Annotated in this window: 20 protein-coding genes; 15 read left to right on the top strand and 5 right to left on the bottom strand. The window is 70.7% G+C overall.

Annotated elements, in window-relative coordinates; all coding sequences use genetic code 11:
* The first annotated feature begins 18 nt into the window (after positions 1 to 18).
* The gene (locus FA90_RS04695) at positions 19 to 1,701 is read left to right on the top strand and encodes an intermembrane transport protein PqiB (RefSeq protein ID WP_051971427.1); all 1,683 of its coding nucleotides are present in this window, start codon (positions 19 to 21) and stop codon (positions 1,699 to 1,701) included.
* Positions 1,698 to 2,339 carry a membrane integrity-associated transporter subunit PqiC gene (locus FA90_RS04690; protein WP_036166418.1) on the top strand — a complete coding sequence of 214 codons (642 nt, stop codon included), beginning with the start codon at positions 1,698 to 1,700 and terminating at the stop codon, positions 2,337 to 2,339. Before FA90_RS04695 ends, FA90_RS04690 begins: the two co-directional genes overlap by 4 nt.
* A 43-nt stretch (positions 2,340 to 2,382) precedes the next feature.
* On the opposite strand, the gene FA90_RS26200 is transcribed toward FA90_RS04690, so the two are convergent.
* Positions 2,383 to 2,583: a hypothetical protein gene (locus tag FA90_RS26200; protein WP_156116588.1), complete on the bottom strand. Its 201-nt coding sequence runs from the start codon at positions 2,581 to 2,583 to the stop codon at positions 2,383 to 2,385.
* A gap of 249 nt (positions 2,584 to 2,832) precedes the next feature.
* On the opposite strand from FA90_RS26200, the gene FA90_RS04685 reads away from it, so the two are divergent.
* From FA90_RS04685 to FA90_RS04675, 3 genes are all read left to right on the top strand, one after another.
* The gene (locus tag FA90_RS04685) at positions 2,833 to 4,455 is read left to right on the top strand and encodes a protease pro-enzyme activation domain-containing protein (protein ID WP_036166414.1); all 1,623 of its coding nucleotides are present in this window, start codon (positions 2,833 to 2,835) and stop codon (positions 4,453 to 4,455) included.
* A 256-nt stretch (positions 4,456 to 4,711) separates the two neighbouring features.
* Positions 4,712 to 5,740: an acyltransferase gene (locus FA90_RS04680; RefSeq protein WP_036166413.1), complete on the top strand. Its 1,029-nt coding sequence runs from the start codon at positions 4,712 to 4,714 to the stop codon at positions 5,738 to 5,740.
* 90 nt (positions 5,741 to 5,830) lie between these two features.
* A complete protein-coding gene (locus tag FA90_RS04675; RefSeq protein ID WP_036166411.1) occupies positions 5,831 to 6,502 on the top strand; it encodes an SOS response-associated peptidase in 672 nt (223 codons plus the stop codon).
* A 168-nt stretch (positions 6,503 to 6,670) separates the two neighbouring features.
* Here the strand turns inward: FA90_RS04675 and FA90_RS24790 are convergent, their stop codons facing one another.
* A complete protein-coding gene (locus FA90_RS24790; RefSeq protein WP_051971426.1) occupies positions 6,671 to 8,194 on the bottom strand; it encodes a choice-of-anchor Q domain-containing protein in 1,524 nt (507 codons plus the stop codon).
* Between the two features lie 342 nt (positions 8,195 to 8,536).
* Here FA90_RS24790 and FA90_RS04665 point away from each other — a divergent pair, with 342 nt between their 5' ends.
* Complete coding sequence (locus tag FA90_RS04665; RefSeq protein WP_036166409.1) at positions 8,537 to 8,908, top strand: DUF1566 domain-containing protein; 372 nt, start codon at positions 8,537 to 8,539, stop codon at positions 8,906 to 8,908.
* Positions 8,909 to 9,115: 207 nt separating this feature from the next.
* On the opposite strand, the gene FA90_RS04660 is transcribed toward FA90_RS04665, so the two are convergent.
* Both FA90_RS04660 and FA90_RS04655 read right to left on the bottom strand, forming a co-directional pair.
* The gene (locus FA90_RS04660; RefSeq protein ID WP_036166407.1) at positions 9,116 to 10,570 is read right to left on the bottom strand and encodes a M28 family peptidase; all 1,455 of its coding nucleotides are present in this window, start codon (positions 10,568 to 10,570) and stop codon (positions 9,116 to 9,118) included.
* Between the two features lie 118 nt (positions 10,571 to 10,688).
* On the bottom strand, positions 10,689 to 11,825 hold the full coding sequence (locus tag FA90_RS04655; RefSeq protein WP_036166405.1) for a metallophosphoesterase: 1,137 nt from the start codon (positions 11,823 to 11,825) through the stop codon (positions 10,689 to 10,691).
* A gap of 206 nt (positions 11,826 to 12,031) precedes the next feature.
* Between FA90_RS04655 and FA90_RS04650 the strand changes: the two genes are divergently transcribed.
* The 5 genes from FA90_RS04650 to FA90_RS04630 all read left to right on the top strand — a co-directional run bounded on the left by FA90_RS04650 (position 12,032) and on the right by FA90_RS04630 (position 18,372).
* Positions 12,032 to 12,508 carry a glycine zipper domain-containing protein gene (locus tag FA90_RS04650; RefSeq protein WP_036166402.1) on the top strand — a complete coding sequence of 159 codons (477 nt, stop codon included), beginning with the start codon at positions 12,032 to 12,034 and terminating at the stop codon, positions 12,506 to 12,508.
* Between the two features lie 200 nt (positions 12,509 to 12,708).
* Positions 12,709 to 13,746 carry a protein kinase gene (locus FA90_RS04645; RefSeq protein ID WP_036166398.1) on the top strand — a complete coding sequence of 346 codons (1,038 nt, stop codon included), beginning with the start codon at positions 12,709 to 12,711 and terminating at the stop codon, positions 13,744 to 13,746.
* Positions 13,743 to 16,112, top strand: a complete 2,370-nt coding sequence (locus FA90_RS04640; RefSeq protein WP_036166395.1) for an FtsW/RodA/SpoVE family cell cycle protein — start codon at positions 13,743 to 13,745, stop codon at positions 16,110 to 16,112. Before FA90_RS04645 ends, FA90_RS04640 begins: the two co-directional genes overlap by 4 nt.
* Positions 16,090 to 17,829 carry a hypothetical protein gene (locus tag FA90_RS04635; RefSeq protein WP_036166392.1) on the top strand — a complete coding sequence of 580 codons (1,740 nt, stop codon included), beginning with the start codon at positions 16,090 to 16,092 and terminating at the stop codon, positions 17,827 to 17,829. Before FA90_RS04640 ends, FA90_RS04635 begins: the two co-directional genes overlap by 23 nt.
* A gap of 6 nt (positions 17,830 to 17,835) precedes the next feature.
* Positions 17,836 to 18,372 (top strand): SH3 domain-containing protein, encoded by a 537-nt coding sequence (locus FA90_RS04630; protein ID WP_239700538.1) that lies wholly within the window; start codon positions 17,836 to 17,838, stop codon positions 18,370 to 18,372.
* Here the strand turns inward: FA90_RS04630 and FA90_RS27120 are convergent.
* Positions 18,349 to 18,474, bottom strand: coding sequence for a GNAT family N-acetyltransferase (locus tag FA90_RS27120; RefSeq protein ID WP_239700987.1), 126 nt, complete (start codon positions 18,472 to 18,474; stop codon positions 18,349 to 18,351). The two genes, FA90_RS04630 and FA90_RS27120, sit on opposite strands and share 24 nt — an antisense overlap.
* Before the next feature lie 77 nt (positions 18,475 to 18,551).
* On the opposite strand from FA90_RS27120, the gene FA90_RS27115 reads away from it, so the two are divergent.
* From FA90_RS27115 to FA90_RS04610, 4 genes are all read left to right on the top strand, one after another.
* Entirely contained in the window at positions 18,552 to 19,385 is an 834-nt protein-coding gene (locus FA90_RS27115; RefSeq protein ID WP_036166389.1) for a hypothetical protein, read from the top strand.
* 123 nt (positions 19,386 to 19,508) lie between these two features.
* Entirely contained in the window at positions 19,509 to 20,777 is a 1,269-nt protein-coding gene (locus FA90_RS04620) for an MFS transporter (RefSeq protein ID WP_051971425.1), read from the top strand.
* A gap of 41 nt (positions 20,778 to 20,818) precedes the next feature.
* The gene (locus FA90_RS04615; RefSeq protein ID WP_156116587.1) at positions 20,819 to 21,835 is read left to right on the top strand and encodes a PP2C family serine/threonine-protein phosphatase; all 1,017 of its coding nucleotides are present in this window, start codon (positions 20,819 to 20,821) and stop codon (positions 21,833 to 21,835) included.
* Positions 21,836 to 21,978: 143 nt separating this feature from the next.
* Positions 21,979 to 23,652, top strand: coding sequence for an FHA domain-containing protein (locus FA90_RS04610; protein ID WP_081933645.1), 1,674 nt, complete (start codon positions 21,979 to 21,981; stop codon positions 23,650 to 23,652).
* The last annotated feature ends 118 nt before the right edge of the window (positions 23,653 to 23,770 follow it).

The following is a 23,770-nucleotide window of genomic DNA, read 5'->3' as shown; positions in this document are numbered from 1 at the left end:
CAGCCTAACGAGCCGCCGATGGTGCGGCGCCGCTGGCGCGTCTCGCTGGTCTGGCTGGTCCCGGCCGTCGCGGCCATCGTCGGCCTGGCGATGCTGGTGCATACCTGGCTCGGCGCCGGCGACGAAATCACGATCTCGTTCCGCACCGCGGCCGGCCTGGAGGCCAACAAGACCGCGATCAAGTACAAGGACGTCAGCGTCGGCAAGGTCACCGCGATCACGCTGAGCGACGACGGTTCGCACGTCGAGGTCAAGGTCGCGCTGGCCAAGAGCGCCAAGCGGCTGACGCGCAAGGACACCCGCTTCTGGGTGGTGCGCCCGCGCGTCAGCGCCAGCGGCGTGTCCGGCATCGACACCCTGCTGTCCGGCGCCTACATCGGCGCCGACCCCGGCGTGCTCGACGACACCGCCGACCGCTTCACCGGCATGGAGACCGCGCCGGCCGTCATCCGCGGCTCGCCCGGCAAGCCGTTCAACCTGCGCACCGAGGACCTGGGTTCGCTCGACATCGGCTCGCCGGTGTACTACAAGCGCATCCACGTCGGCCGCGTGACGTCCTACCAGCTCAGCCCCGACGGCAAGCGCGTCGACCTGCAGATCTTCGTGGACGCGCCCTACGACCGCTTCGTCACCGCCGACGCGCGCTTCTGGAACGCCAGCGGCGTCGACGCCTCGGTCAACGCCGACGGCCTGCGCCTCAAGACCCAGTCGCTGACCACGATCGTGGCCGGCGGCATCGCCTTCGACGTCCCGGATGGCAGCGCGGCCGGCCCGGCCGACCCCAAGACGCGCTTCACGATGGCGCAGGACCAGCGCACCGCGCTGGCGCCGCCCGATGGCGTGCCGCAGTTCCTGCAACTGCGTTTCCAGCGTCCGCTGCGCGGCCTGTCGGTCGGCGCGCCGGTGCAGTTCGCCGGCATCGACCTGGGCCGCGTCACCTCGATCGAGCTCGACTTCGATCCGGTCAAGAAGCGCTTCCCGACCGTGGTCAGTGCCGTGATCTACCCGCAGCGCCTGGGCCGCGCGCGCACCAAGCTGCCGGCCTTGAGCGGCGACGACGAGCAGCAGACCGCCGCCTTCCTCGGGGAACTGGTGGCGCATGGCCTGCGCGCCCGCGCCCGCAACGGCAACCTCCTGACCGGCCAGCTGTACATTGCGCTCGACTTCGTGCCGAACGCGCCCAAGGCGACCTTCGATCCGGGCGCACGCCCGATCGTCGTGCCGACCGTCAGCGGCAGCTTCGACCAGATCCAGGACCAGATCGCCGGCATCGTCAACAAGGTCGACAAGATCCCGCTCGAATCGATCGGCAACAACTTGAACAAGTCGCTCGGGGATCTCGACAAGACCCTCAAGCAGGTCAACGGCCAGCTGATCCCGCAAAGCACCCAGACCCTGCAGCAAGGCGCCCAGACGCTGCAGGAAGCCCAGCGCACCTTCGGCGCCGCGCAGAGCGTGCTGTCCGAAGACGCGCCGCTGCAGCAGAACATCGGCGCCACGCTACAGGAAGTGCAGAAGGCGGCGCGCTCGGTGCGTACCCTGACTGACCTGCTCGGACGCCACCCGGAAGCGCTGCTGCGCGGCCTGAAGGAAGCCGAGCAGCGTCCTGCCGACAAAGGGACGCCGGCGCCCGTCACTGCGCCCCCGTCCGCGCCCGTATCCGCACCCGCAACCTCGCCCGCTTCGGAGCACCAGCCATGACGATTCGCCCCCGCTTCACCTCAGGCCTGGCCATGGCCGCCGCCGCCCTCGCTCTGGCAGCCTGCTCCTCGACGCCGCCGGTGCACTACCACTCGCTGCTGGCGCCGCCCAAACCGAACGCAGCCGGCGCGGCCGCGGCGGCGCAGCCGGCGCCGTTCCTGGTCGAGGTGCTGGCAGTCGGGATCCCGGCCGAACTCGACCAGGCACAGATGGTCGTGCACCAGGCCGACGGCAGTCTCGCCATCCTCGACGGCGAACGCTGGGCCGGGCCGCTGGCCGACGGCATCCGCACTGCGCTGTCGGCCGAGATCAGCCAGGATCTCGGCACGCAGGACATCGCCGGCCTGCCGCGCCCTGCCGGCAAGCCGCTGGTGCGCATCAAGGTGCAGGTGCGCCGGATGGACGCCTGGCCGGGCCAGCGCGTGCAGATGGATGCCGACTGGAGCATCGGCGTGGCCGACGACAGCGGCAACGCACGGCTGACCTGCCGCGGCAGTTTCGAACGGCCGGCGTCAGGCGATTACGTGCAGCTGGTGCAGGCGCAGCAAGCGGCGATCGCGGCGCTCGGCGCGCGCATCGCTACCGACGCGCGCGCTTGGGCGGGTTCGCGCACGGCCGGCTGCAGCGCAGGCGCTTGAGGCTGCTGCGGTTACTACAGCCGCGGCCGCTAATAGGGAAGGTTCAGGATATCAGCCGGGCGATCGCCTGGCTGGCCAGGGCGATGCCGTGCGCGATCAGCCTGGCGCCGAATACCGCCAGGAACAGGATCAGCACGACCTGGAAGGCGCGCAGTGCGAGCTCGTGACCGCGCCATAGGCGGCCAAAGCGCAAGGGACGATGAAACTGGGTTGCCAGCTGGGCTGACGCGAGCCGAACGTTCATGATTGTCTCCTCTAATGGGCTTTGCTGTGATTCCAGCATACGCCTGCTTCGGAGCGCCTGCAAATGCCGATGTTGCTGTCGCGCGCGCTGCCGTGCGACCTCGGCAACGGTTTGCCTTTGATCAAAGGCGCGACCACCACCACGAGCATACTGATCCGGGTCATCCAGCAGCCTTGCTCGCAGCCCTTGCGCGATGTTTCCGCAGCTCTCCCGCAGTTCTCCCGCAGTTCTCATTTGATGAGATCAAGCATGGTCAAACTTCCAGGCAGTGTGCCCGCGCCCCTTGCCGACGCGCGCTCCCTCGGGCCGGCCCCGGCCGACGAACGCTTCGAAATCACGGTGCTGCGGCGGCGCCCGCCGATGTCCGCGGCGGCGCCGCTGGCGCTCGACGGCCGCCTGGCCACGCGCCGCTACCTCACGCGCGAAGAACACGCGGCCGCCTACGGCGCCAGCGAGGAAGACATCGATGCGGTCGCGGCCTTCGCCCAGCGCGGCGGCCTGAGCGTGGTCGAGCGCTGCCCGGCGCGCCGCAGCGTCTACCTGTCGGGCACGGTCGACCAGGTCGCCAGCGCCTTTGGCACCAGCATCGAACGCGTCGAGCATGGCGCCGGCATCTCGCGCAGGCGCACCGCGCCGATCCACGTGCCGCCCGAGCTGGCCGGGATCGTGCAGGGCGTGTTCGGCATCGAGGACACCCCGATCGCCCGTCCGCATTTCCAGATCGCGAGCCAGGACCCGGCGGGCAGCCCCGCCGGCCGGCCCGACGCCGACCCGGAGGACGGCGCCGCCGACGCGGCCGCGGCCGCCGGCTCGTTCACCGCGGTCGACGTCGCCCGCCTCTACGATTTCCCGGCCGGCGTCGACGGCGGCCGCCAATGCATCGCCATCATCGAGCTCGGCGGCGGCTACCGGAGCGCCGACCTGAAAGCCTATTTCAAGAAACTCGGCCTGAACACGCCCAAGGTCACCCCGGTCTCGGTCGACGGCGGCAAGAACAGTCCGTCGCTGCCCTGGGGCGCGGACGCCGAGGTGGCGCTCGACATCGAGATCGCCGGCGCGGTGGCCCCGGGCGCGGCCATCGCCGTGTATTTCGCGCCGAACAGCGAACAGGGTTTCATCGACGCCATCACCAGCGCCGTGCACGACAGCGTCAACAAGCCGTCGGTCATCTCGATCAGCTGGGGCGCGCCGGAATCCGAGTGGACCGCACAGGCCCTCGCCGCAATGAACGACGCGTTCGAGGCCGCCGCGGCGCTCGGCGTCACGGTTTGCTGCGCCGCCGGCGACGCCGGCTCGGGCCACCGGAACCCCGCCAACGGCACGCCGGACGGGCTGGCGCATGCGCATTTTCCCGGCTCCAGCCGATTCGTGCTGTGCTGCGGCGGCACCCGCCTGGTCGCCAGCGGCAACGCCATCGCCAGCGAGACCGTGTGGGACGACGAGCCCGCCACCAGCGCCACCGGCGGCGGCGTCAGCGACGTGTTCGGCCTGCCCGGCTGGCAAAAGGATGCGCACGTGCCGGCCTCGGTCAACGCGGGCGCGCACGTGGGACGCGGCGTGCCGGACGTGGCCGGGAACGCCTCGCCCGCCACCGGCTACCAGGTGTGCGTCGATTACCTGAGCTTCGTGGTCGGCGGCACCAGCGCGGTGTCGCCGCTGTGGGCCGGACTGGCGGCGCGGCTGAACCAGGCGCTGGGCAGGCCGGTCGGCTTCCTCAATCCGCTGCTGTACGGTCCGGTGGCCGGCAGCGGCGCCTTCCACGACATCACCAGCGGCAACAATGGCGCCTACAGCGCCGCACCGGGCTGGGACGCCTGCACCGGGTGGGGCTCGCCGGATGGCGCCAGGCTGCTGGCGGCATTGTCGGCCTGAGGAAGAAAAAAACGCCGCTGACGCATGCGCGGCAGCGGCCTAAACGCTCAGCCGATGACTGAGGTGGAGACACGAGAAACAGCGAACATCGCTGACGAAACAGGTACGAGATAGGGTTGGCGTGCGGGTCTACAAGGCCCGCGGCGCATGGCGTTCTTCCCGTCGTCGCGTCGGAAAAATCGCACAATCAGAAGGCAATTCGAGTGACATCGTGCTGCTGACACCGCTGACCAGGCATCAAACGACTGCACCGGGCATGGATCGGATCCGCAGCGCCGACACCTTCCGCGTGCTGGCCATCGTCGCGGTCATCGCCCTGCATACGGCGCGCCACGACGGCGAACGCGCGGTCGGCCACGGATGGGACTTGCCGACCCTGCTCGACGGGGCCGAGCGCTTCGCCGTGCCGCTGTTTTTCATCCTGTCCGGCTACTTCTGGGCCCGGGGCGGCGCCGGCCCGCACGCTCGATGGCTGCGCGCAGTGCGCCTGTGCCGGCGCGTGCTCACGGTGTACGCCGGCTGGGTGCTGGTGTACGCGGCCGTCGGCGCCATCGGCGCAATCTGGAACGCCGGCACGCCGGCCGCGCTGCACGAGTTGGCCGCGGCCTGGCGCGGCCACCGGATGGGCGTGCAGCGCGTCCTGCTGGAGGGCCTCACGCCCCACCTGTGGTACCTGCCTGCGCTGGCCTGCGCGGTCCTGATCAGCGGCGCCCTGCTGGCGCGCCGCCAGCGTGCACTGCTGATCGCGCTGGCGATCGTCCTGTTCGCTTTCGGCCTGGCCGGCAAGGCATATGCGCTCACGCCGCTCGGCTGGCCGACCCGTTTCAACCTGCGCGACGGTCCCTTCTTCGGCCTGCTCTTTTTCGTGACCGGCATCGAGCTGCGCCGCTGGCGCCTGCCGGCGGCCGCCTGGCCGGGCCTGCTGGTGGCGCTGGCCGGCTGCGCGCTGCAACTGCTGGAAGTGCGCTGGCTGCACCTGCGCTTCGGCGCCGCCCCGGTGCAGGATTTCGTGGCCTCGACCTGGCTGTACGGCCTGTGCGCGGGCCTGATGGCGCTGTCGGATGCGCCCGCGCTGCGCCTGCCGGCGCTGGCCGCGCTCGGACCGCTGGTGCTCGGCATCTACGCCTCGCACTACCTGTTCGTCGATTGGCTGCGCCCGCTCGACGAGCGCTGGCGCGCCTGGCCCGCCTGGGACGTGCTGTACGTCGCACTGGTGTTCGCCGGCGCGCTGGCCCTGACCCGGCTGCTGGCGCGCTGGCGCCCGGGCCGGCGCCTGGTGATGTGAGCCTCCCGATCGGTACCTGCGCCCGGGCTGGCGCCGGACACCCGGCGCTAGCGAACGCGCCCCGCCGTGCGTCTGCGTTACCATGACTGCATGTGTGGACGATTTGACCAGAGCCAGACGGCTCGCCATTACGCCAATGTGTTCGGCTGGACCGACGCCGTGTTCGACAGCGAGTCCGGGCCGACCACCAACGCCGCCCCCGGCACCTACCGCCCCGTGATGCACTTGCAGGACGGCGAGCGGCGCATCGACGACGTGTTCTGGAGTTACCGCGCCAAGTGGGCCGAAGGCAAGGTGCCGATCACCATCAACGCGCGCCTGGACAAGCTTGCCAACCGCTACTGGGCCAGCCTGGTCAAGCGCGGGCGTGGCATCGTGCCGGCCGAAGGCTGGTACGAGTGGACCGGCGAAAAAGGTCACAAGCAGCCCTGGCACATCCACCGCAAGGACCACGGCACGCTGTATCTGCTGGCGCTGGCCAACTTCGGCAGCTTCGAGGAAAACCGCGCCGAGGCCGGCTTCGTGCTGGTCACCGACGATGCGTCCGGCGGCATGCTCGACATCCACGACCGCCGCCCGGTGGTGCTGCAGGCCGAGGACGCCGCGCTGTGGATGGACCCGACACTCACGCCGCAACAGGCGATCGAACTGGCGCGCCAGGCGGCGGTGCCGTCCGAGGCCTTCGAGTGGCACAAGGTCAGCAAGGCGGTCAACCGCGCCGGCGCCGACGGCCCCGACATCACCCAGCCGATCGAAGACTGATCGATCGAAAACAGGTTCGCGCGCGTACGCGTACCGCGCGCACGTGCCCTCTCTGGACGTAAAAAAGCCCGCAGGCCAAAGGCGTGCGGGCCAAACTCGCACGCCGCATGCACGGCGCACCAGAGGGTCCTCAGCGGTTCGCCGCCGTGTCAGCGGCGATCCCTGCCATCAGTGCTGATAAGCGCCGATGTCGTAGCCGGTCGAGGCGCTGCGCGCCTTGCCGTCCAGGTCGGTGGCGTAGGCATTGGTCGCGATGCCGCGCCCGATCGCCGGCGAACTGCTGCTCAGGTGGAAGTCCGGCGTCGCGGCGGTGGTCGAATACGCCTTGAACAGCGGATCCGAGCTCACGGTGCCGCTGGCGGTCAGGCCGTTGCGCAGCGAGATGTTGTACGACGGGTTCTTGTAGATCAGGTTGTTCTTGTACTGGTTGTTCTTGCCAGTCGTGCCCTGCTCCGAGATGCCGTACTTGTTGTCGTACACGATGTTGTTCGCGACGAAAACGTTGTTGGCGCCGGTCTTGTTGTAATAGAAGTCGCCGCCGCCGATCACCATGCCGAAGTTCGAGGTGGTCACCGTGTTGTTGGTGATGGTCACGTTGGTGGCGTCGTGCCATAGGTGGATCGCCACCGCGCCCACGCGGTACACCAGGTTGTTCTTGATGGTGCCGGAGGTCGAGAAATAGATACCCTGGACGTAGGTGCAGCCCTTCGGACCGATGTCGTTGACGACGTTGCCGATCACGTCGGTCAGCACGCCGTGGTAGTAGCTGTCCACGCCGATCGCCGAACCGCCGGCGCTGGTGCACGCCACTTTCTGCGCCACGTTGTAGATGTGGTTGTTCGCGATCATGCCGTAGGAACCGCCGGTGTAGATACCGTGGGTCCAGGCGGTGCCGCTGCCCGAATTGCTGCCGTCGATATCGAAGCCGATGATGCTGACGTAATTGCCGCGGTTATCCCAGGCGTTGTTGTTGCTCGAGCTCGACGGCGGAACCACCTTGGCGCCCCACTTGGTGGTCGAGACCCAGTAGATGCGTGCCGAGGCGGCGCCGCTGGCGGTGGTCTTGATGCCGCCGGCGTAGGTGCCCGGGGCCACCCACACGGTAGTGCTCGCCTTGGTCGCCATCTTGGCGGCCTTGGCCAGGGTCTTGAACGGTGCGGCCTTGCTGCCCGCGGCCGAGTCGTTGCCGGTCGGCGAGACGTAGTAGTTGTAGGTCGTGGCCGGGGTCGACAGCTGGACGGTGGCGCTTTCTTGCGCGGTGTTGGTCACAGCTGCTGCCTCAGTCGTGGTTGTAGTCGTAGTCGGGACGCTGCTGACCATCGCCAGGAGACGGGGCGCACCATTTGCCGGCGCGGCCTCGGCGGTCGATGCGTCCTGCGCAGCAGGGGCAACGGCCGCGTCGGCGGTGGATGCCGCCAGCGGATGGGTGTCGTAGCCGACCAGTTCGAAGTTGCCGTTGCCGGCAGCTTCGGCCGCTTGCGCCGCGGTTGCATCGACCGCATTCGGCGTCGTGGCAGCACTGTTTGCGTCGGAACCAGCCACATCGCTCTGCACGTAGGCGGCGGTTTGCGCTTGCGCGCCGCCGCCGGTGTCGTTCATGGCGCCGCCGCACGCGGTCAGGAGAACCGTGGCGCTGCAGCACAGCAGGGCGTTGATGCGGATGTCCGAAGCAAAAGTAACTAGTTTTTTCATCTGAAGTTTCCTTACCAAAAAAAGAGAATGTACCCCTTTGATAGGTGGAAACTTCCTAAGTTCAATCTTTTTTAAAAAAAAATTCTCTAGATAACGAACGAATAAAGGATTTTGCTTCTAATAATCAGGTGTTTATGAACATCCAATTGCAACTATTCGTACGTGCATCCGCCGTGCTCTATCGCCGATGTAACAATTTGGCGGGGCGACAGTACGGTAAGCAAATTCGGAACCTGAGGAAAAGAAAATGCGTTATGAGCTACGTCGTATCCCACGTCGCAACCAAGCGGAGCGATCAAGGTCATAAACAAGAGATCGCAAGGCTTCCAGGAGGATTACGCAATGGGTGAATACCTGAGGATTCAAGAAATGCTGCGGGAAGGCGAATCGTATGCCGGGCTCATTCTCGGCAAGAACGGCGAGCCCGACTATCATCTCGTGCTGATGCCCGACGAAGCCGTCGACGTCAGCTGGCCGGCCGCGACCGAATGGGCAGCCAGGCGCGAAGGCCTGCTGCCGAACCGGCGCGAGCTCGCGCTGCTGTTCGCCAACCAGCGCGAGCAATTCGAGCGTGTCTGGTACTGGTCGAGCGAGCAGCACGAAACGCGGGCGCAGCTGGTCTGGGGGCAAAATTTTGCCAGCGGCATCCAGACCGTGTACGGCAGGCCGTTCCGTGGGCATGCGCGCGCGGTGCGGCGCCTGAACGGTGTATGAGCCGGGCCGTTCCGGCGCGCTAAAGGATGTGGCAGCTGGACAGGTGTCCAAGAGCAGTCAGGGTGCGGTGCGCCTGCTCGCGACGCGCCGACCGCTGTACTGACTTCGTGGCGCATCCGCAAGCGCCGCCCTGCCCTACCGCTGCCGTCCGAGCACGCCGGGCCGAAGCGCCGGCATGCTCGGACGACCGCCGACGCTTAGTACGGCTTAATGCGCGGCCGCCGCTTTCGGACCGGCAGCGATGTTGGCGCGTCCGATCGGCGTCTCCACATTGGCCAGGAACCAGGCCGTGGTTGCCATGACGGCAACGTGGCGGCGCAGGTTGTCCGGGTTCATCTTATCGAAGGTGTCGGCGGTCGTGTGATGGTAATTGAAGTAGTCCGAGGAATCGATCCACGGCTCGAAGCTGGGCACGCCCGACTCCTCGAGCTCGCTCAAGTCGCCGGAACCGATCACGTCCTCGCGGCGGAAGGCGCCGGCGCCGATCGGGTACAGTGCCGCCTGCAGCGGAGCGAACAGCTTGGCCGATTGCAGGCTGACGCCGGCGCGCAGGCCGAACGGGCGGCCCGAGCCATTGTCGTCTTCATAGGCCGCAAACTGCTTGTCGGCGTGCGCCTTGACTGAGGCGTTGTAGGCCTGGCCGCCGCGCCCGCCGTTTTCCTCGTTCATCCACGCCACCGCGCGGATGGTGCGGTGGCCGTGCACGCCGAGCTGGCGCAGCGTGTCGATCACGCCCATGGCGCTGACCACGCCGGAAGCATCGTCGTTGGCGCCGGTGGCGAGGTCCCAGGAGTCGAGGTGGCCCGACACCAGCACGATCTCGTCGGCCTTGTCGGTGCCCGGCCAGTCGGCGATGACGTTGTAGCTGTCGGCGTCCGGCAGCGTCTGCGGGGTCAGGGTCAGGTGCATCTTGACCGGGCCGCGCTTGGCCAGGCGCGTGATCAGCATCGAGTCTTCGATGGTGACCGCGGCCGCCGGGACGTGGGTCTGCGCGTTCAGGCGGGTCATGCCGGTGTGCACGATGCGGAAGGCGGCGCCGCCGACGGCGCGCACCAGCACGGCGCTGGCGCCGAGCTCGGCCGCGCGCTGCGGGCCGGCAAAGCGATACGCGCCGGCCTGGCCATAGGCCGTGCCGGCCAGGCCGCGATCGGCCATGTTCTGGTCGAACGGCACGTCGAACAGCACGATGCGGCCCTTGACTTCGGCCGCGCGCTCTTTCAGCTCATCGAAGCTGTGCAGCACCAGCACGTCGGCGGTGAGGCCGGCGGCCGGCGTCGCGCCCGAGCCACCCAGCGCCGTCAAGACGATCTTCTGGGTAATGCCCGCAGGACGGCCCTTGTAATCGACCAGCTCGGCCGATTCGGCACCGCGCACCCAGTGCGGCACCTTGACCGGCTGCAGCGTCACCTTGGCGCCCAGCTTGCGCAGTTCGGCGGCCACCTGCTCCACCGCCGCCGCCGCGCCGGCCGAACCGGACAGGCGCGGGCCGACCAGGTCGGTCAGGTCTTCCAGGCGCCCGTAAGCGTAGTCGCTGCTCATCGCCGTGTCGCGCACCTTGGCCAGGACGGTGTCGGGAGCCGGGTCGGCGGCGCCGGCGTTCGCGAAGGCGCCGATCAGGCAGGCGGCAGCTAGAGTCAAAGCGGGAAAGCGGCGACGGTTCATGCGAAGATTCCTCTGGTGCAGGTTGAAAACCTACAACAATAGCGCATCCCCGCCGTCTTTTGAAGGAATTATTGCCGTAAATACATCATTGCAAACCGGTCATGCCCGGCGATGCACCTCAGGCGGGCACGAGCGTCACGAGCGTGATCTCGGATGGTGCGCCGAAGCGCTTTGGTGGACCCCAATAGCCGGTGCCGCGGCTGGTGTAGACCCACAGCGACTTCACCCGGTTGAGGCCGGCGACGAAAGGCTGCTGCAAGGGCACGAACAAATTCCACGGAAAAAACTGGCCGCCGTGGGTATGGCCTGACAGTTGCAGGTCGAAGCCGGCCTCCGCCGCGGCCGGCGCAGTGCGCGGCTGGTGCGCCAGCAACACCCTCACGGCGACGCCGCTCGGGGCGCCGGCCGCCGCCTGCTGCGGATCGCTCTTGTGCAGCGGATTGAAATGCTGCGCCGAATAATCGGTGACGCCGGCGATCATGATGGCGGCATCGTCGCGCCTGCAGATCACGTGCTCGTTCATCAGCACGCGCAATCCGAGACGGCGCAATTCGGCGACCCACTGCTCGGCCCCGGAATAGTACTCATGGTTGCCGGTCACGAAAAACGTCCCGTCCGGCGCCGCCAGCCGTTTCAAGGGCTCGGTGTGCGGCGCCAGGCGCTGGACGCTGCCGTCGACCAGGTCGCCGGTGATCGCGATGGCGTCCGCCTTCAGGCCATTGACCCGGTCGACGATCGCGTTCAGATAGGGGCGCTTGATGGTCGGACCGACGTGGATGTCGGAGATCTGCGCGATCGAATAGCCGTGCAGCGGCGCCGGCAGCCCGGCGATCGGCACCTCGACCTTGACCACGCGCGCGAGCCGGCGCGCATTCACGAAGCCGATCGCGGTCACGGCCAACGCCACGAGCGGCACGGCGATCGCCGAATCGCGCATCACGCCAGGCTTGCCGGCGCCGGCCAGGTGCATCACCAGCAAGACGAGGTCGCGCACCAGGGTCAGCACCAGCAGCGAGGAAAACAGCCCCATCGCCAACAAGCCGGCCCAGGCCAGCGGTTCCGACCAGCGCGTGCGGCGCAGGCTGGGCGCGACCAGGCCGATGCGCACCAGACCGGCCGAGGCCGCCAGCAGCACGATGCCCAGCACGGCGCCGACCACCCCCACCTCCATCGCGGGCAACAGGCGCAGCCCGATGTACAAATGCAGCAGGGCCAGGATGGCGAGAACGGAAACGGAGGATCGTCGGCGGGCCATGGATGCGGGAAGGAAAGAAAGAACAGCCCAGTAGATGGGGCAGTCTGGCCCGAGTGCAAGGGTTGTCCAAAATGTGTTACCGGCCAGGATGCACATGTAAGAATTCGTATTAACGCGTGGCACCAGGAATTGGCAGGAATAGGATACATCCATGCCTGACGAAGACGTGATCATCCCGATCCCCGTTTAGGCTTCAAGGAAATGCCATGTTGAAAAAAACTTGCTTTGGTGCGGTGCTCCTGGCCGCGGCCGCGGTGTCGTCCACGGCAGCGATGGCGCAGGATCGGGGCACGAACACGGTCGTCGGCGGCCTGGCCGGCGCGGCACTCGGCGGCGCGGTCGGCGGCCGTAACGGCGCCATCGTCGGCGGCGTGCTCGGCGCGGCGGTCGGCAACGCCCAGCCGACCCGCGACGATTATTACTACGGCAACCGCGGCTACTCGAGCAGCTATTACCAGCCGGCCCCGGTATACGCCGAAGCGCGCCCGGTGTATGTCGAGCCGCGCCCGGTCTACGTCGAGCCGCGTCCGGTGTATGTCGAACCGGCTCCGGTCTACGTCGATTCGCCGCGCTACTATTACCGCGACCGTCCGGAAGTAGTCTACGTCAACCCGGGGCGCGGCTACTACGACCACGGCCGTGGCTACTACGACCGCGGCGGCTGGGACCACCATCGCCGCTGATCGCCCGGCGCCGGCCTGACCGGCGCGACCTTGCGACCGAACCGACCGCGCCGCGTGCGCGGTGAATCAGATGGTCCCCTGCACCCTGCGAAGTCCAGGCTTCCAGGGTGTTTTCATTTTCCGCCCTCGTTTTCCCTCCCCCTCCGCTATCCGGCAGCGAACGGCTTCGTGCATTACGAACCGACCGCAGGAGGAGCAGCATGCTGGAAACGGGCGACATCATCACCTTGGGCAGCCACGCCTGGCGCCTGTGCGCACCCTTGGGTGGGTCGAGCTACGGCGTGCTGTGGCGCGCCGAATCGCTCGCCGGGCGCCAGCCGGCCGCGCTCAAGCTGGTCAACAGCGCGCAGATGACACTGGCCGCGCCGGCGCAGCGCGCGCGCTGGTGCGAGGCCGCCGCCACCGAGATCGCCTTCCTGCGCGCCCTGCAGCCGTGGGACCGGCGCCATATCGTGCGCCTGCTCGACAGCGGCATGCACGAGGGTTTGCCGGCGGCCGCGCTCGAACTGCTGGAGACCGACCTGGCGCAGCACCTGGCCGCCCTGCGCGCGCGCGGGAGCGCGCCCGCACCGCTCGAGGCGCTCGACTGGCTGGCCCAGGTCAACGCCGCGCTGGCCAAGGTGCACGGCTACGGCTGGCGCCACCTCGACCTCAAACCCGCGAACCTGCTGCTCGATCGTGACGGCGCGCTCAAGCTGGCCGACTTCGGCACCAGCCGCGCGCTGGCCGACCGTGCCGCGCACGCCTACACCGGCACCGCCGCCTGGCAGGCGCCCGAGCAGTTCTTCGGCATCGACGGAGGCTACCTCACCGATGCGCGCAGCGACTATTTTGCCCTCGGCGCGCTGCTGTACTACCTGGTCACGGGCAGCCTGCTGCGCTATTCGAACGCCTGCGCCTGCGCCTTGCGCGCACACGGCGCGGCCGCAGGCGCACGCTTGCTGGCGCAGCCCGGAAACGGCTTGCCGCCGGTACTGGCGCAGGACGAGGCGGCGCTGTTCGCGCGCCTGGCGGCCGGCGATATGGAAAACAGCGGCGTCGGGCGGCCCGCCTCCGCCTCCGCCCCCGACCCGACGCCGGCGCTGGCGCTGCTGCGCGCGCTGTTGCAGCCGCGTCCCGAACGGCGCCCGCGCCATGCGCTCGAGATCAGCCGGCTGATCGCCGCGGCGCGCGCCGGCATCGCTGCGCCTGCCGGCGCCTGCCCGGCCGCGGCGACGCGGCTGCGGAGCGCCGCATGAAGCCCGCCCGTCTCCTCGCCGGCGCCGTCCTTCTCCTGCTGTGCGCGCTGCAGATGCTGGCCCTGCTACGTGCGCCGGCGGCCTGGATGCCTGCGCAGATTACGGTCGCGCTGGCGCCCGACGCCGATATCGTACTCGGACGCGACCTGCTGGCGGCCCCGGGCGCCGCCGAACGCGCGCTGCGCCTGCGCCGCGATGGCGCCGGCGCCTGGTGGGCCGCCAGCCCGGAAGACGCACCGCCGCTGCGCGTGCTGCGCGGCGAGCGCCAGGCGCGCAGCGGCAGCATCCTGCTCGCGCCCGGCCAGCGCTTCCAGCTCGGCGCCGCCGCCTTCGCGGCCGAACCGCCCGAAGGCGGCGCCGGCGCGCGCATCACCCTCACGGACGCGGACGCGGACGCAGGTGCGCGCGCGCGCGCGCGCTGGCGCTTCGACGGCGCCACCCTGACACGCGACGGCGCCGCCCAGCCGGATTGCCCCGACGCCCATCTCGGCGTGCGCCTGGCCGCACTGTGGAACCGCGTCATGCCGCTGGCCCTGACGCTGGCGCGCCCGCTGGTCTTCGGCGGCAACCTCGATTGCGGCAACCGCATCGGCATCGCCGGCTTGCCCGCGCCCGCGGCGCGCATCGCCCGCACATCCGAGGGCTTGCTGCTGTCGTCCTCCGACACTCCCCTGCTGATGCAGGCCGGCCCCGAAGACGCGCCGTCCCTGCTGGCGCAGCGCGAACAAAGCCTCGACGGCGCCGGCGGCCTGGTGCTCGGCCGCACCCGCTACGCCCTGCGGCGGGCCGGCGCCGCGCTGGCGCTGCTGCCCGTCAGCCACGTCGCCCTGTACGCCGCGCCCGACCGGGGCCGCCTGCCGCCCGGCCTCGAATGGACCTGGACCCGGCGCGCGCTGTGGAACCTGCCGCCGCAGGCGCCGCCGGTGTTTGCCGGCGCCGTCGCGCTCGCGCTGGCATGGGCGGCCTGGGGATTGGCGCGGCTGCAGCGCACGCGCCGCCGCCAGCCTCGTGAGATCGTCCATGCGCTCGGCGGCGCGCTGCTGCTTGGCGCCGGGCTGACGCTGCTGGCGCTGCAACGCAGCGGCGATCCAGCCGGCGCCGGCATCGGCTTGCTCGCCGCCTGGGGTGCGCTGTGGTTCGCGCTGCTGGCGCCGCGCCGCTTGCCCGGCGTCCTCGGCGCCGGCCTGCTGCTGCTCGCGGTCGGGCTGCTGGCCCAGCTCGAACTCGGCCTGGGCGCGACCGAATCGTCGTGGCTGCGCGCGTTCGAGCGCAGCAGCGCCGTGCTGGCCATCGCCGCCGGCGCCGCTCCCCTGTTGCGCCTGCTGCGCCCGGCGCGGCCGCCGTCGCAGGCGCGGGTCGAACTCGGCCTGCTGCTGCTGGCCGGGGTGGCGCTGGCCGGACTGCTGCTGGAAGTCGTGTTCGGCGACGAGACCGGGGTATTCGACCTGCAGCCGGTCGAATTCGCCAAGCTGGCTTTGTCGGCATTGGCCGCGCATAGCCTGGCGCTGGCGGGCGCGGCTCCCGGCCAGGGCGGCGGCGGGGCGCTGCGGCGCTGGCTGCGCGTGGGCGCGCCGGCCCTGCTGTTCCTGGTGCTGCTGGCCGTCGCGCTGGTGCAGGTCGACGATTATTCGCCGCTGGTGCTGCTGGCCGTCTGGGGCGGCGCGCTGGCGCTGGCGCACGCCTGGGCCACGCGCCAGCCGCTGCTGGGCGCGGGATTGATCGGGGCGGCGCTGCTTGGCGTGGCCGGGGTCGCGTTCCTGCGCAGCGCCGGCGCGGGCGAGGTCGCGCAATGGAATTTCTATACCGACCGCTTCCTGGTCTGGCTCGATCCGCTCACCCACCCGCACACCGGCCAGCAGCTGCTGCTGGGCGCGCGCGCGATCGCGGCCGGCGACTGGCGCGGCGCCGACGGCATGTTCGGCCTGCTGTCGCTCGGCCAGGACGCCGGTCCGGCGCTGCGCGTGCCGGCCGTGCAGGACGACTTCGCGGCCTCGTTCTTCCTCGAGCGCCACGGCCTGGCGGCGGCGCTCGGCCTGTGGCTGCTGCAGTCGCTGTTCCTGGCGCTGCTCGCACGCACCGCGCTGCGCTGCTGGCTGCAAGCGTCGAACGCGCGCGACTTTCGCCTGGCCTGGCTGGCGCGCCTGCGCTGCTTCCTGCTGGTCGGCTGCGCCGCCTTCGCCTTCGGCCACTTCCTGCTGTCCTGGGGCACCAACCTGGCGATCTTCCCGGTGATGGGCCAGCCGATGAGTTTTCTCTCGGCCGGCGGCTCGCACCTGCTGTTTTTCATCTGCCCCCTGCTAGGCCTCGCTGCCGCCAGCAGCCAATCTTTAGAGGAGAACGAACATGCCGGTCTACGTCCAACATGAAGTCCTAGGCAAGGTCGACGATGTGTTCGACCCCGACGCCCTGTGGCAGGCGCCGGGCCTGGCGCTGTTCTCGCGCCGGCCCCTGCTGCGCGACCTGCTCGAGCGCAGCCCGCGCGAGCTGCGCGGACGCTCCGCCACGCGCTGCTTCTCGCACGTCACGCTGATGCTGCCGCAGGAAGACGTCGACGACGACCGCCACCTCACGCGCGGCGCGCGCACGCGCGACCTGGCCCAGGGCCTGGCGGCGCTGCACCAGAAGGATTTCGGCGACCTGCTGTCCGGCGACGAGGTGCGCTACCACGTGGTCGGCGCCGAGCGCCTGGCCCCGGGCGAGGTCGAAGTCAAGTTCGGCCACGCGGTGTACCTGCCCGCGCCCAACGAAAAAGTGCAGTACACGGTGGCGGTCTCGCGCGACAGCGCCGTCTGGAAGACCGTGTGTGCGATCTACCCCAACCAGCGCCTGACGCTGATCGGCAACGACGAGCATGGCGCCACCTGGGCCGCGCCCGGCTGGCCGTTCGGCGCCGAGGGCGCGGTCCTGTTGATCAACGACGGCCCCGGCGCGCCGCTGGAACTGCAGGTGCGGCCGAAGGACATGTTCGATTGCAGCTACGACGCCGCCGCCGGCTACTACACGATCCGCTCGCGCCGCGGCGCGGTCGATGGCGCCGGCCTGCCGCTGCGGCTGCTGCTGCGCGTGACGCCGGCCGCGCCGGCGCAGGCAGGAGCGCGCCCGATCGCGGCGGCGCCCGTGCCCGCGTCCGTCCCGGCGCCCATTGCGGCGTCGATGCCGGTGCCCACAGGCGCCCCGACGCCTGCCCACCTGGGCGCGTCCGCGCGGGCGAGCGCGGCGCCCGGCGCGGCCATGCCATCGCCCGGCCCCGCCGTGTGGAAGCCGCGCGCAGCCGCCCAGCCGCCGGCGCAGTCGAGCGCCGCGACGCCCATCGCCACGCGCGCCGGCATCGACATGACGGCGCTGCCGCTGCCCCCGGCGCCTGTCAGGCCGGCGCCGGTCCGGGCGCCGGCGTTCGCCCAGGCCGAACTCGACGCCACCTTCGCCCCGGTCGCGCGCCAGCGGGTCGCGCTGGCGGCCCTGGCGCTGCCGCGCCTGTCGCGCTACCGCGAGACCGGCGCGCGTGCGCTGCAGATCGGACTGGACCGCTCGCTGGCCCCGACCGCGCCGGGCCGCGGCGCCCTCCTGAGCGTGTCGGTCGATGACGAAGACCGCCTGCACGCGATCACCGCGGCCGGGCGCGAGCGCATCGCCGCGCCGGCCAGCTTCAACCCGCTCGACGGCACCACCGTCGAGCTGTTGGCGGCGGCGCCGGAGCTGGCCGACCGCTATTGCGCGCTGCTGCGCCTGCCGCAAGCGCCGAACCTGCCGGTGGCGCCGGGTGCGCGCTTCGCGTTCGGGCGTGGCGCGCCGATGCTGGCCGGGCTGCGCGTGCTCGATTCGCCGGCCTTCCTGAGCAACGGCGACGGCGTGTCCGCCACCAGCGCCGACCGACTGGGCCTGTCGCGCAACGCCTTCAGCTTCGAAGCGCTCGAGGACGGCTACGGCATCGCACGCCTGTCCGCGACCCAGGCGCTGTACCACCTCGACCCGGACCTGGCGTTCGTCGCCGAGGTCAAGGCCGCCACGCCCGAGCAGCCGTATCGCCTGCCGGCCGGCCACCATCTGGTCGCCGGCCATTACGTGCTGCGCTTCGAGGCGTAGACGTCCATGCCGAGCCTTCCCTTCGCTGCGCACGGCATGGGCGGCCATGCCTGGCCGATCGCGCTGGCGGCCTACGCGCTCGCGCTGGCCCTGAGCCTGGCGCTGGCCGCGCGCTTCACGCCACGCCACTGGTGGCGCCGGCCGACGCTGCGCGGCGGCGCCTTGCTGGCGGGTGGCACGCTGGCATTCGGCACGCTATTGCTGTTGCTGCTGCCGCCCGCGTGGCCGCTGGCCGGACCGCCGTCGCCGGTGCCGGCGCTGGCGGCGCAGCCGGTGCAGGCGCCGCTGCCCGCGGCCGCATTCCCGGCGGCGCTGAAGAAGACCCCGGCGCCGGGCGCGCGCTACCGCGTGGCCGCGCCGCTGAACTTGCGCAGCGGCAGCGGCGTGCACGCGGCGCGCCTGGCCGTGCTGCCGGCCGGCAGCGGCGTGATTTCCACCGGCGCGGTCGACGGCGACTGGTGGCAGGTGCGCGCGCGCATCGACGGCCGCCTGCAAAGCGGCTGGACCTCGAGCCTGTGGCTACGCCGGAGCGACGAGGACTGAAGCCGCGCCGCCCGCCGCACCGAGGCGCATCGGGTTGTACAGCACCGCCGCCACCTGCATCGGCGCGGTGCGCACGAAGCCCAGCGAGGCGTAGAACGGCAGCGCATGGTTGGACGCATTGACCGTGAAGACGCCCGGGTGCGCCGCGCCGGCCGCATCCAGCGCGCGCCGACGAACAGGTGGAACACGTGGCTGCGGTCGCGCACGCCGATGAAGCCGGCCAGCTCGCCCTCGGCCAGCGCGGCGTGGTACACGAAGCCGGCGGCGATGTTGGCGCGCAGGCCGTCCTCGTCGTGGCGCGCCAGGAAGTCGCGCGCGCCGTCCCGGGTCGACTCGTGCACGATGAAGTCGAGCGCGGCGCGGCGCAGCAGCGCGGCGGCCGGTGCCACGTCGGCATCGGCGAACGGACGGATGATGGGTCCGATGGCAGGGGAACTGGTCATATCGACAAGATAGCATGCGCCGGCGCGCCCGGCTCGGGTACAATCGCCGCGCCTGTTCCGATCCCGCCAATGACCTTCGACCGCCCCCACCTCGCCATCTTCCTGCTCGCCCTGCCCTTGCTGGCGGGCCGGGCCACGGCCGCCGAGCGACCGCAACGGCCGACGCCTGCTGCCGCGCTTCCAGCGCCACCGAACTGCGGTCTGACCGCGCCGCCGCCTGATGCGGGCATCGACAGCAGCATGGGCCAGCTGGTCAAGGTCTATCCGCGCAATCCCGACATCGGTCCGGCTTATGGCGGTTGCCAGACCTTGTGGGCCGAGGACGACGGCGGCTGGTCGGCGATCACGGTCGCGCATTACGCCGCCGGCCACGTCGCCTGGATCGAAAGCCCGCAGGAAGCGCACGACCCGATGGCCGAGTGCCGCGTCGAGGCCGGCCAGCTCGTGCGCGGCGACCCGGCGCTGTGCGCCCAGCTCGACGAGATCCGTTTCGAGTCGCTGCCGGCCGGCTGCCTGCGTGCGCTCCAGGCAGCATCGGCGTCCGCGCCGCGCGACTGCGAGCGCCGCTGAGCGCCCCCGCACCCTGCGCGACAGCCAGCCCGGTGTTGGGAAAAGCACGCATCGGCGCAGGAATCGGCCACGAGACACCGATGACGCGTTGACCGCCGCGCCGCCGCTCCGTAGACTATTTCTATGTCGAAACACAGTCTCGCCGTCCCCGCCGCGGCGGCCCCGGCGCGCGCCAAGGTGCCGCTGACCCGGCCGCTGCGCCATCCGCGCTACCGCAGCCTGTGGTGCGCCAACCTCGTGTCCAATCTCGGCACCTGGATGCAGACCTTCGCCTCGGCCTGGCTGGTGGCGTCCAGCTCGCACTCGGCCACCAGCACCACCCTTGTCCAGACCTCGACCTACGTGCCCGTATTCCTGTTCGCGCTGTTCGCGGGCGTCGTCGCGGACGGGGTGCACCGGCCCATGTTCCTGTTCTTCTGTAACGCCTTCATGGCCGCCTGCGCCTGCGCGATGGCCGGCCTGGTCGCGGCGAGCGGCGGCCAGGCGCCGCACGGCCTGGTGCTGGCGCTGGTGTTTTGCCTTGGCTGCGGCTCGGCCTTCATGTGGCCGGCCTGGCAGGCGGCGATGTGCTCGCTGGTCGAACCGGCCGAGGTCGAAGCCGCCGCCACCCTCAACAACCTGTCCTACAACGTCGCCGCCATCCTCGGCCCGGCGCTGGGCGGGGTGCTGTTCGGCTGGGTCGGCGCGGGGCCGCTGTTCCTGCTCAACGCGCTGTCTTTCACGGGCCTGCTCGGGGTCTACCTGGCGTGGTGGCGCGAGAGCGCCGATCGCCCCGCCCAGCCGGGCGCGTGCGCGCCGTTCCGCGCCCGCCTGCGCGAGGGATTGCAGCTCGCCTTCGGCTGCCCGCGCTACCGCCGCATCCTGCGCAACGTGCTGACCGTGTTCTTCTCGACCATCGCCTTCGCCGGCCTGTTGCCGGTGTTCGTGCGCGACGTGCTGCGCATGCAGTCCAGCGTGTTCGGCACGCTGATGGGCAGCCTGGGCGCCGGCGCCGTGGTCGCGGCCTTCTTCCTGCCGGCGATCCGCGCGCGCGTCGACAAGACGCGCATCCTGGCCGGGGCGCTGGCCGTGTACGGCGCGATGCTGGTCGCGCTGCCCTTCCTGCGTTCGCTGGCGGCGCTGGTGCCGCTGATCGTATGCGGCGGGATGGCCTGGTCGGCGACCATCTCGACCCTGAACGCGGCCGCGCAGTTGTCGTTCCCGGCCGCGGTGCGGGCGCGCACGCTGGCGATCTACCTGGTCGTGATGGCCGGCGGCTACAGCGCCGGCAGCCTGTTCTGGGGATGCCTGGCCGATGCCTGGGGCGTACGCGCCGCGCTGGCCGCGGCCGGCGCCTGCGTGCTGGTCAACGCCGCCGTGCTCGCGACAGGAAAGGGCAAAACACCCATCTGATCGTGTGTTGGCATTGCGTCATTTGCGGGTAAAGTAACGCCATGCCGACTCCGCCGTCTTCCGAGCTTCACGATCCGTCCCTCGACCCGTCCCGCGACCTGGGCGCCGGCCTGCGCTTCGGCGCCTTCGACGTCGCCGCCGCTTCGCGACTGGGGGCCGGCCCGCGCCTGCGCGCGGAAAACCAGGACAACGTGGTGCTCATCGACGTCGACGGCGAGGCCGTGTGCCTGCACGACGCCCAGGCCCGGCGCCAGCGCCTGGAAGGCTGGCGTCCAGGCCACGCGCGCATCGCCGTGCTGGACGGGATGGGCGGCCACGGACATGGGCGCGAAGCCGCCGAAGCGGTCGCCGCCGGCCTGCTGGCGCTGCCGCCGTGCGACTCGACCGGCGAACTCGCGCGCCGCCTCGACGCCCTGCACGCCGACCTGCAGCGCCACTTCGCCGGCGCTTCCGGACCGCGTCCCGGCACCACCCTGACGCTGCTCGAGCTGCCGGCAGGCGGCACGCCGCTGCTGTACCACGTCGGTGACTCGCGCCTGTACGAGATCACGCACGCGCGCGTGGCGCCGCTGACGGTCGACCACGTGCCGGCCACGGCGTTCGCGATGGGTGGGCTGCTTGGCCAGGCCGAATGGTGGCAGCAGGTGCATGGCGAGCACCGGCCCCAGGTCTCGCAAGCCTTCATCCTCGGCAACGCGTTTTCCGACACCATGCAGCTGAACGATCCGTTGTTCGAGCTGACCGCGTCGATCCTGCCGCCGTGGCTCGGCGCGCTGGCCGACCGGCGCGCCATTGCACTCAAGCCGGGCGCGTCCTACCTGCTGGCCACCGACGGCCTGTGGTCGTGCTCCGACCCGGCCGGCTGGGTCAGCCGATGGCCGCAGCTGCTGGCCGAGCGCGCCGGTACGCAGCTGGACGCGGCGGCAATGCTGACCCGGCTGCTGGACGCCTACGACGCCCACCCGGCGGCGTTTTTCTACCCCGACAACGTCAGCGCCGTGTTGTTGCGCGTGCCCGCGGCGCACGGGCACGACGAGACCGCTTTGCCGGGCGCCTGAGATGGACTTCGATGTCCAAGCCGGCGTGGCAAAAATGTATTTTAGAAATGAGTATTGCAATTTGAGGAACGAGCGCGCGCCGCGTCCGGTTAGAATCGCGTAAGCTTCGACCCAACCACGCGCCCATCGACGACTTTCCGACCATGAACCGCTGCAGCAGCCCCGAACATCCGCACTGTACCGTCTGGGTCATGCCCGGCGAGCCGGTGTGCGCGCACGGCCATGCGCAGCCGGCGGCGCGCGCGGACGCAGCCGGCGCAACCGGCGCAACAGGTACAACGGGCGCGGCGGACCCGCTGGGTTCGAGCTTCGACATGCTCGGCCGCCTGCGCGCCGGCCGCGTCGAAGCCGCCGCAGCCCCCGCACCCCACCCGCACCTTCATATCAGCGGGTTCGACCCGCGCGCCGCCGGCGGCCGCCAGACCATCAAGCTCGAGCTGCGTGGCGTGGGGCCGGACCTGGTGCCGGATGCCGTGGGCGAGCTGACCGTGCTGCTGCAATCCGATTTGCTGGCCGGCGGCGCGGCGCGCCAGCAGTTCGGGCGCAGTATGCGCGGCGAATGGCGCCCGCTGTTCGTCGAATTTTCCTCGCGCGGACGCGAGCACGGCCAGTACCGCATCGACGTCGAACTGCACGCGCGTCCCGCTGGTGAAGCCGGCCCGGCGCGCACCTGGGTCTGCACGCTGGTGCTGCTGGTGCCGCGTCCCGACGCCTCGCTGGGCGAAATCCACCAGACCTTCCTGTCGACCCACAAGAACGTGCGCATCAGCGCCGACGACGCCTCGATCGCGCGCCTGCGCGGGCTGGACGGCGGCGGCACGCTCGACATCGACATCCGTGCCGGCAACGCCTCGATCGCCGAACTCGACCTGTCCCAGCTGGCCGGCGGACCTGGCGGCGCGCATGCCAACTGCGCCGCCCATGCGGGCCGCATCGACCTGGCGCTGCCGACCATCGCCTGGGACGAGGACCTGATCGAGATCGACGAATCGCGCAACCCGGCACGCAAGCTCGCACATGCGCCCGCGCGCAGCCCGGCGCGCGATGCGCTGCCCGCGCGCCCCGGCATGCGCGGCACGCGCGCGCCCGCCCATCCGTTCAGCACCGACAGCGCCTGCCTGGTGCTGGCCGAACCGGACGCCGGCGCCCAGCGCCACCTGCGCCTGTTCGCGCTCGACGAATGCGTGCTCGGCCGGTACGAAGCCGGCGCCGAGGCCGACCTGCTGCTGCAGCACTACGACGAACATGGCCCCGCGCTCGACGGCCTGACGCGGCGCATCTCCGCGCGCCACGCGCTCATCCGGCGTGGCGGCAACGGCTTCGAGATCGAGGACGTGTCGCGCTATGGCATCCTGCTCGACGGCGTATGGCCGGGCAAGGGCATGCCGGTGCCGCTGCGCCTCGGAATGCGCATCGAATTCACCGCCAGCATCAAGGGTGTGGCGACGCTGGTCGTCACGGCGCTTCTGCCGCACGGCGTGGTGCTGCATCGGGTCGACGCCGGCGGCGCGGCCGAAGCCTTCATGCTGCTGGCGCCCGGATGCCGGCCAACCCTGCCCCTGGGCGCGCACGCGCTGCCGCGCGCGGCCGCCCTGCCGCTGCTGTTCCACCGCGACGGCGGCTTCTGGCACCTCGACCCGGCCACCGGCGTCGAGACCGCGCTGGCGCCATCGACGCTGCTCGAGCGCCTCGCCGGCGTGCACGGACGCGTGCGCTTCGCCGGGGGACCGCGCCCGGAAGACTGGGTCGCGCGCAGGCACGCGGACGAGCGCAGCGAACGCCGCCGTGCCCCGCCGCCGGCGCTGCTGGGCGCCTGAGCCCGCGCCCGATGCCCCCGGGCCGCGTCAGCGCGGGATCAGCACGATGAACACCAGCGCCGTGCCGATCAACAGCACGGCCTGCAGGGAAAACACGATCAGCGGAATCTGGATGTCT

This window comes from Massilia sp. 9096, from assembly GCF_000745265.1.
Classification (GTDB): Bacteria; Pseudomonadota; Gammaproteobacteria; order Burkholderiales; family Burkholderiaceae_D; genus Telluria.
The sequence above is the reverse complement of the archived record's forward strand: the minus strand, read 5'-3'. Positions and strand labels throughout refer to the sequence as shown.

Excerpts from the sequence above, each read along its gene's own strand:
- FA90_RS04695 (WP_051971427.1), top strand. The coding sequence starts at position 19 with ATGGTGCGGCGCCGCTGGCGCGTCTCGCTGGTCTGGCTGGTCCCGGCC.
- FA90_RS04690 (WP_036166418.1), top strand. The coding sequence starts at position 1,698 with ATGACGATTCGCCCCCGCTTCACCTCAGGCCTGGCCATGGCCGCCGCC.
- FA90_RS26200 (WP_156116588.1), bottom strand. The coding sequence starts at position 2,583 with ATGAACGTTCGGCTCGCGTCAGCCCAGCTGGCAACCCAGTTTCATCGT.
- FA90_RS04685 (WP_036166414.1), top strand. The coding sequence starts at position 2,833 with ATGGTCAAACTTCCAGGCAGTGTGCCCGCGCCCCTTGCCGACGCGCGC.
- FA90_RS04680 (WP_036166413.1), top strand. The coding sequence starts at position 4,712 with ATGGATCGGATCCGCAGCGCCGACACCTTCCGCGTGCTGGCCATCGTC.
- FA90_RS04675 (WP_036166411.1), top strand. The coding sequence starts at position 5,831 with ATGTGTGGACGATTTGACCAGAGCCAGACGGCTCGCCATTACGCCAAT.
- FA90_RS24790 (WP_051971426.1), bottom strand. The coding sequence starts at position 8,194 with ATGAAAAAACTAGTTACTTTTGCTTCGGACATCCGCATCAACGCCCTG.
- FA90_RS04665 (WP_036166409.1), top strand. The coding sequence starts at position 8,537 with ATGGGTGAATACCTGAGGATTCAAGAAATGCTGCGGGAAGGCGAATCG.
- FA90_RS04660 (WP_036166407.1), bottom strand. The coding sequence starts at position 10,570 with ATGAACCGTCGCCGCTTTCCCGCTTTGACTCTAGCTGCCGCCTGCCTG.
- FA90_RS04655 (WP_036166405.1), bottom strand. The coding sequence starts at position 11,825 with ATGGCCCGCCGACGATCCTCCGTTTCCGTTCTCGCCATCCTGGCCCTG.
- FA90_RS04650 (WP_036166402.1), top strand. The coding sequence starts at position 12,032 with ATGTTGAAAAAAACTTGCTTTGGTGCGGTGCTCCTGGCCGCGGCCGCG.
- FA90_RS04645 (WP_036166398.1), top strand. The coding sequence starts at position 12,709 with ATGCTGGAAACGGGCGACATCATCACCTTGGGCAGCCACGCCTGGCGC.
- FA90_RS04640 (WP_036166395.1), top strand. The coding sequence starts at position 13,743 with ATGAAGCCCGCCCGTCTCCTCGCCGGCGCCGTCCTTCTCCTGCTGTGC.
- FA90_RS04635 (WP_036166392.1), top strand. The coding sequence starts at position 16,090 with ATGCCGGTCTACGTCCAACATGAAGTCCTAGGCAAGGTCGACGATGTG.
- FA90_RS04630 (WP_239700538.1), top strand. The coding sequence starts at position 17,836 with ATGCCGAGCCTTCCCTTCGCTGCGCACGGCATGGGCGGCCATGCCTGG.
- FA90_RS04620 (WP_051971425.1), top strand. The coding sequence starts at position 19,509 with ATGTCGAAACACAGTCTCGCCGTCCCCGCCGCGGCGGCCCCGGCGCGC.
- FA90_RS04615 (WP_156116587.1), top strand. The coding sequence starts at position 20,819 with ATGCCGACTCCGCCGTCTTCCGAGCTTCACGATCCGTCCCTCGACCCG.
- FA90_RS04610 (WP_081933645.1), top strand. The coding sequence starts at position 21,979 with ATGAACCGCTGCAGCAGCCCCGAACATCCGCACTGTACCGTCTGGGTC.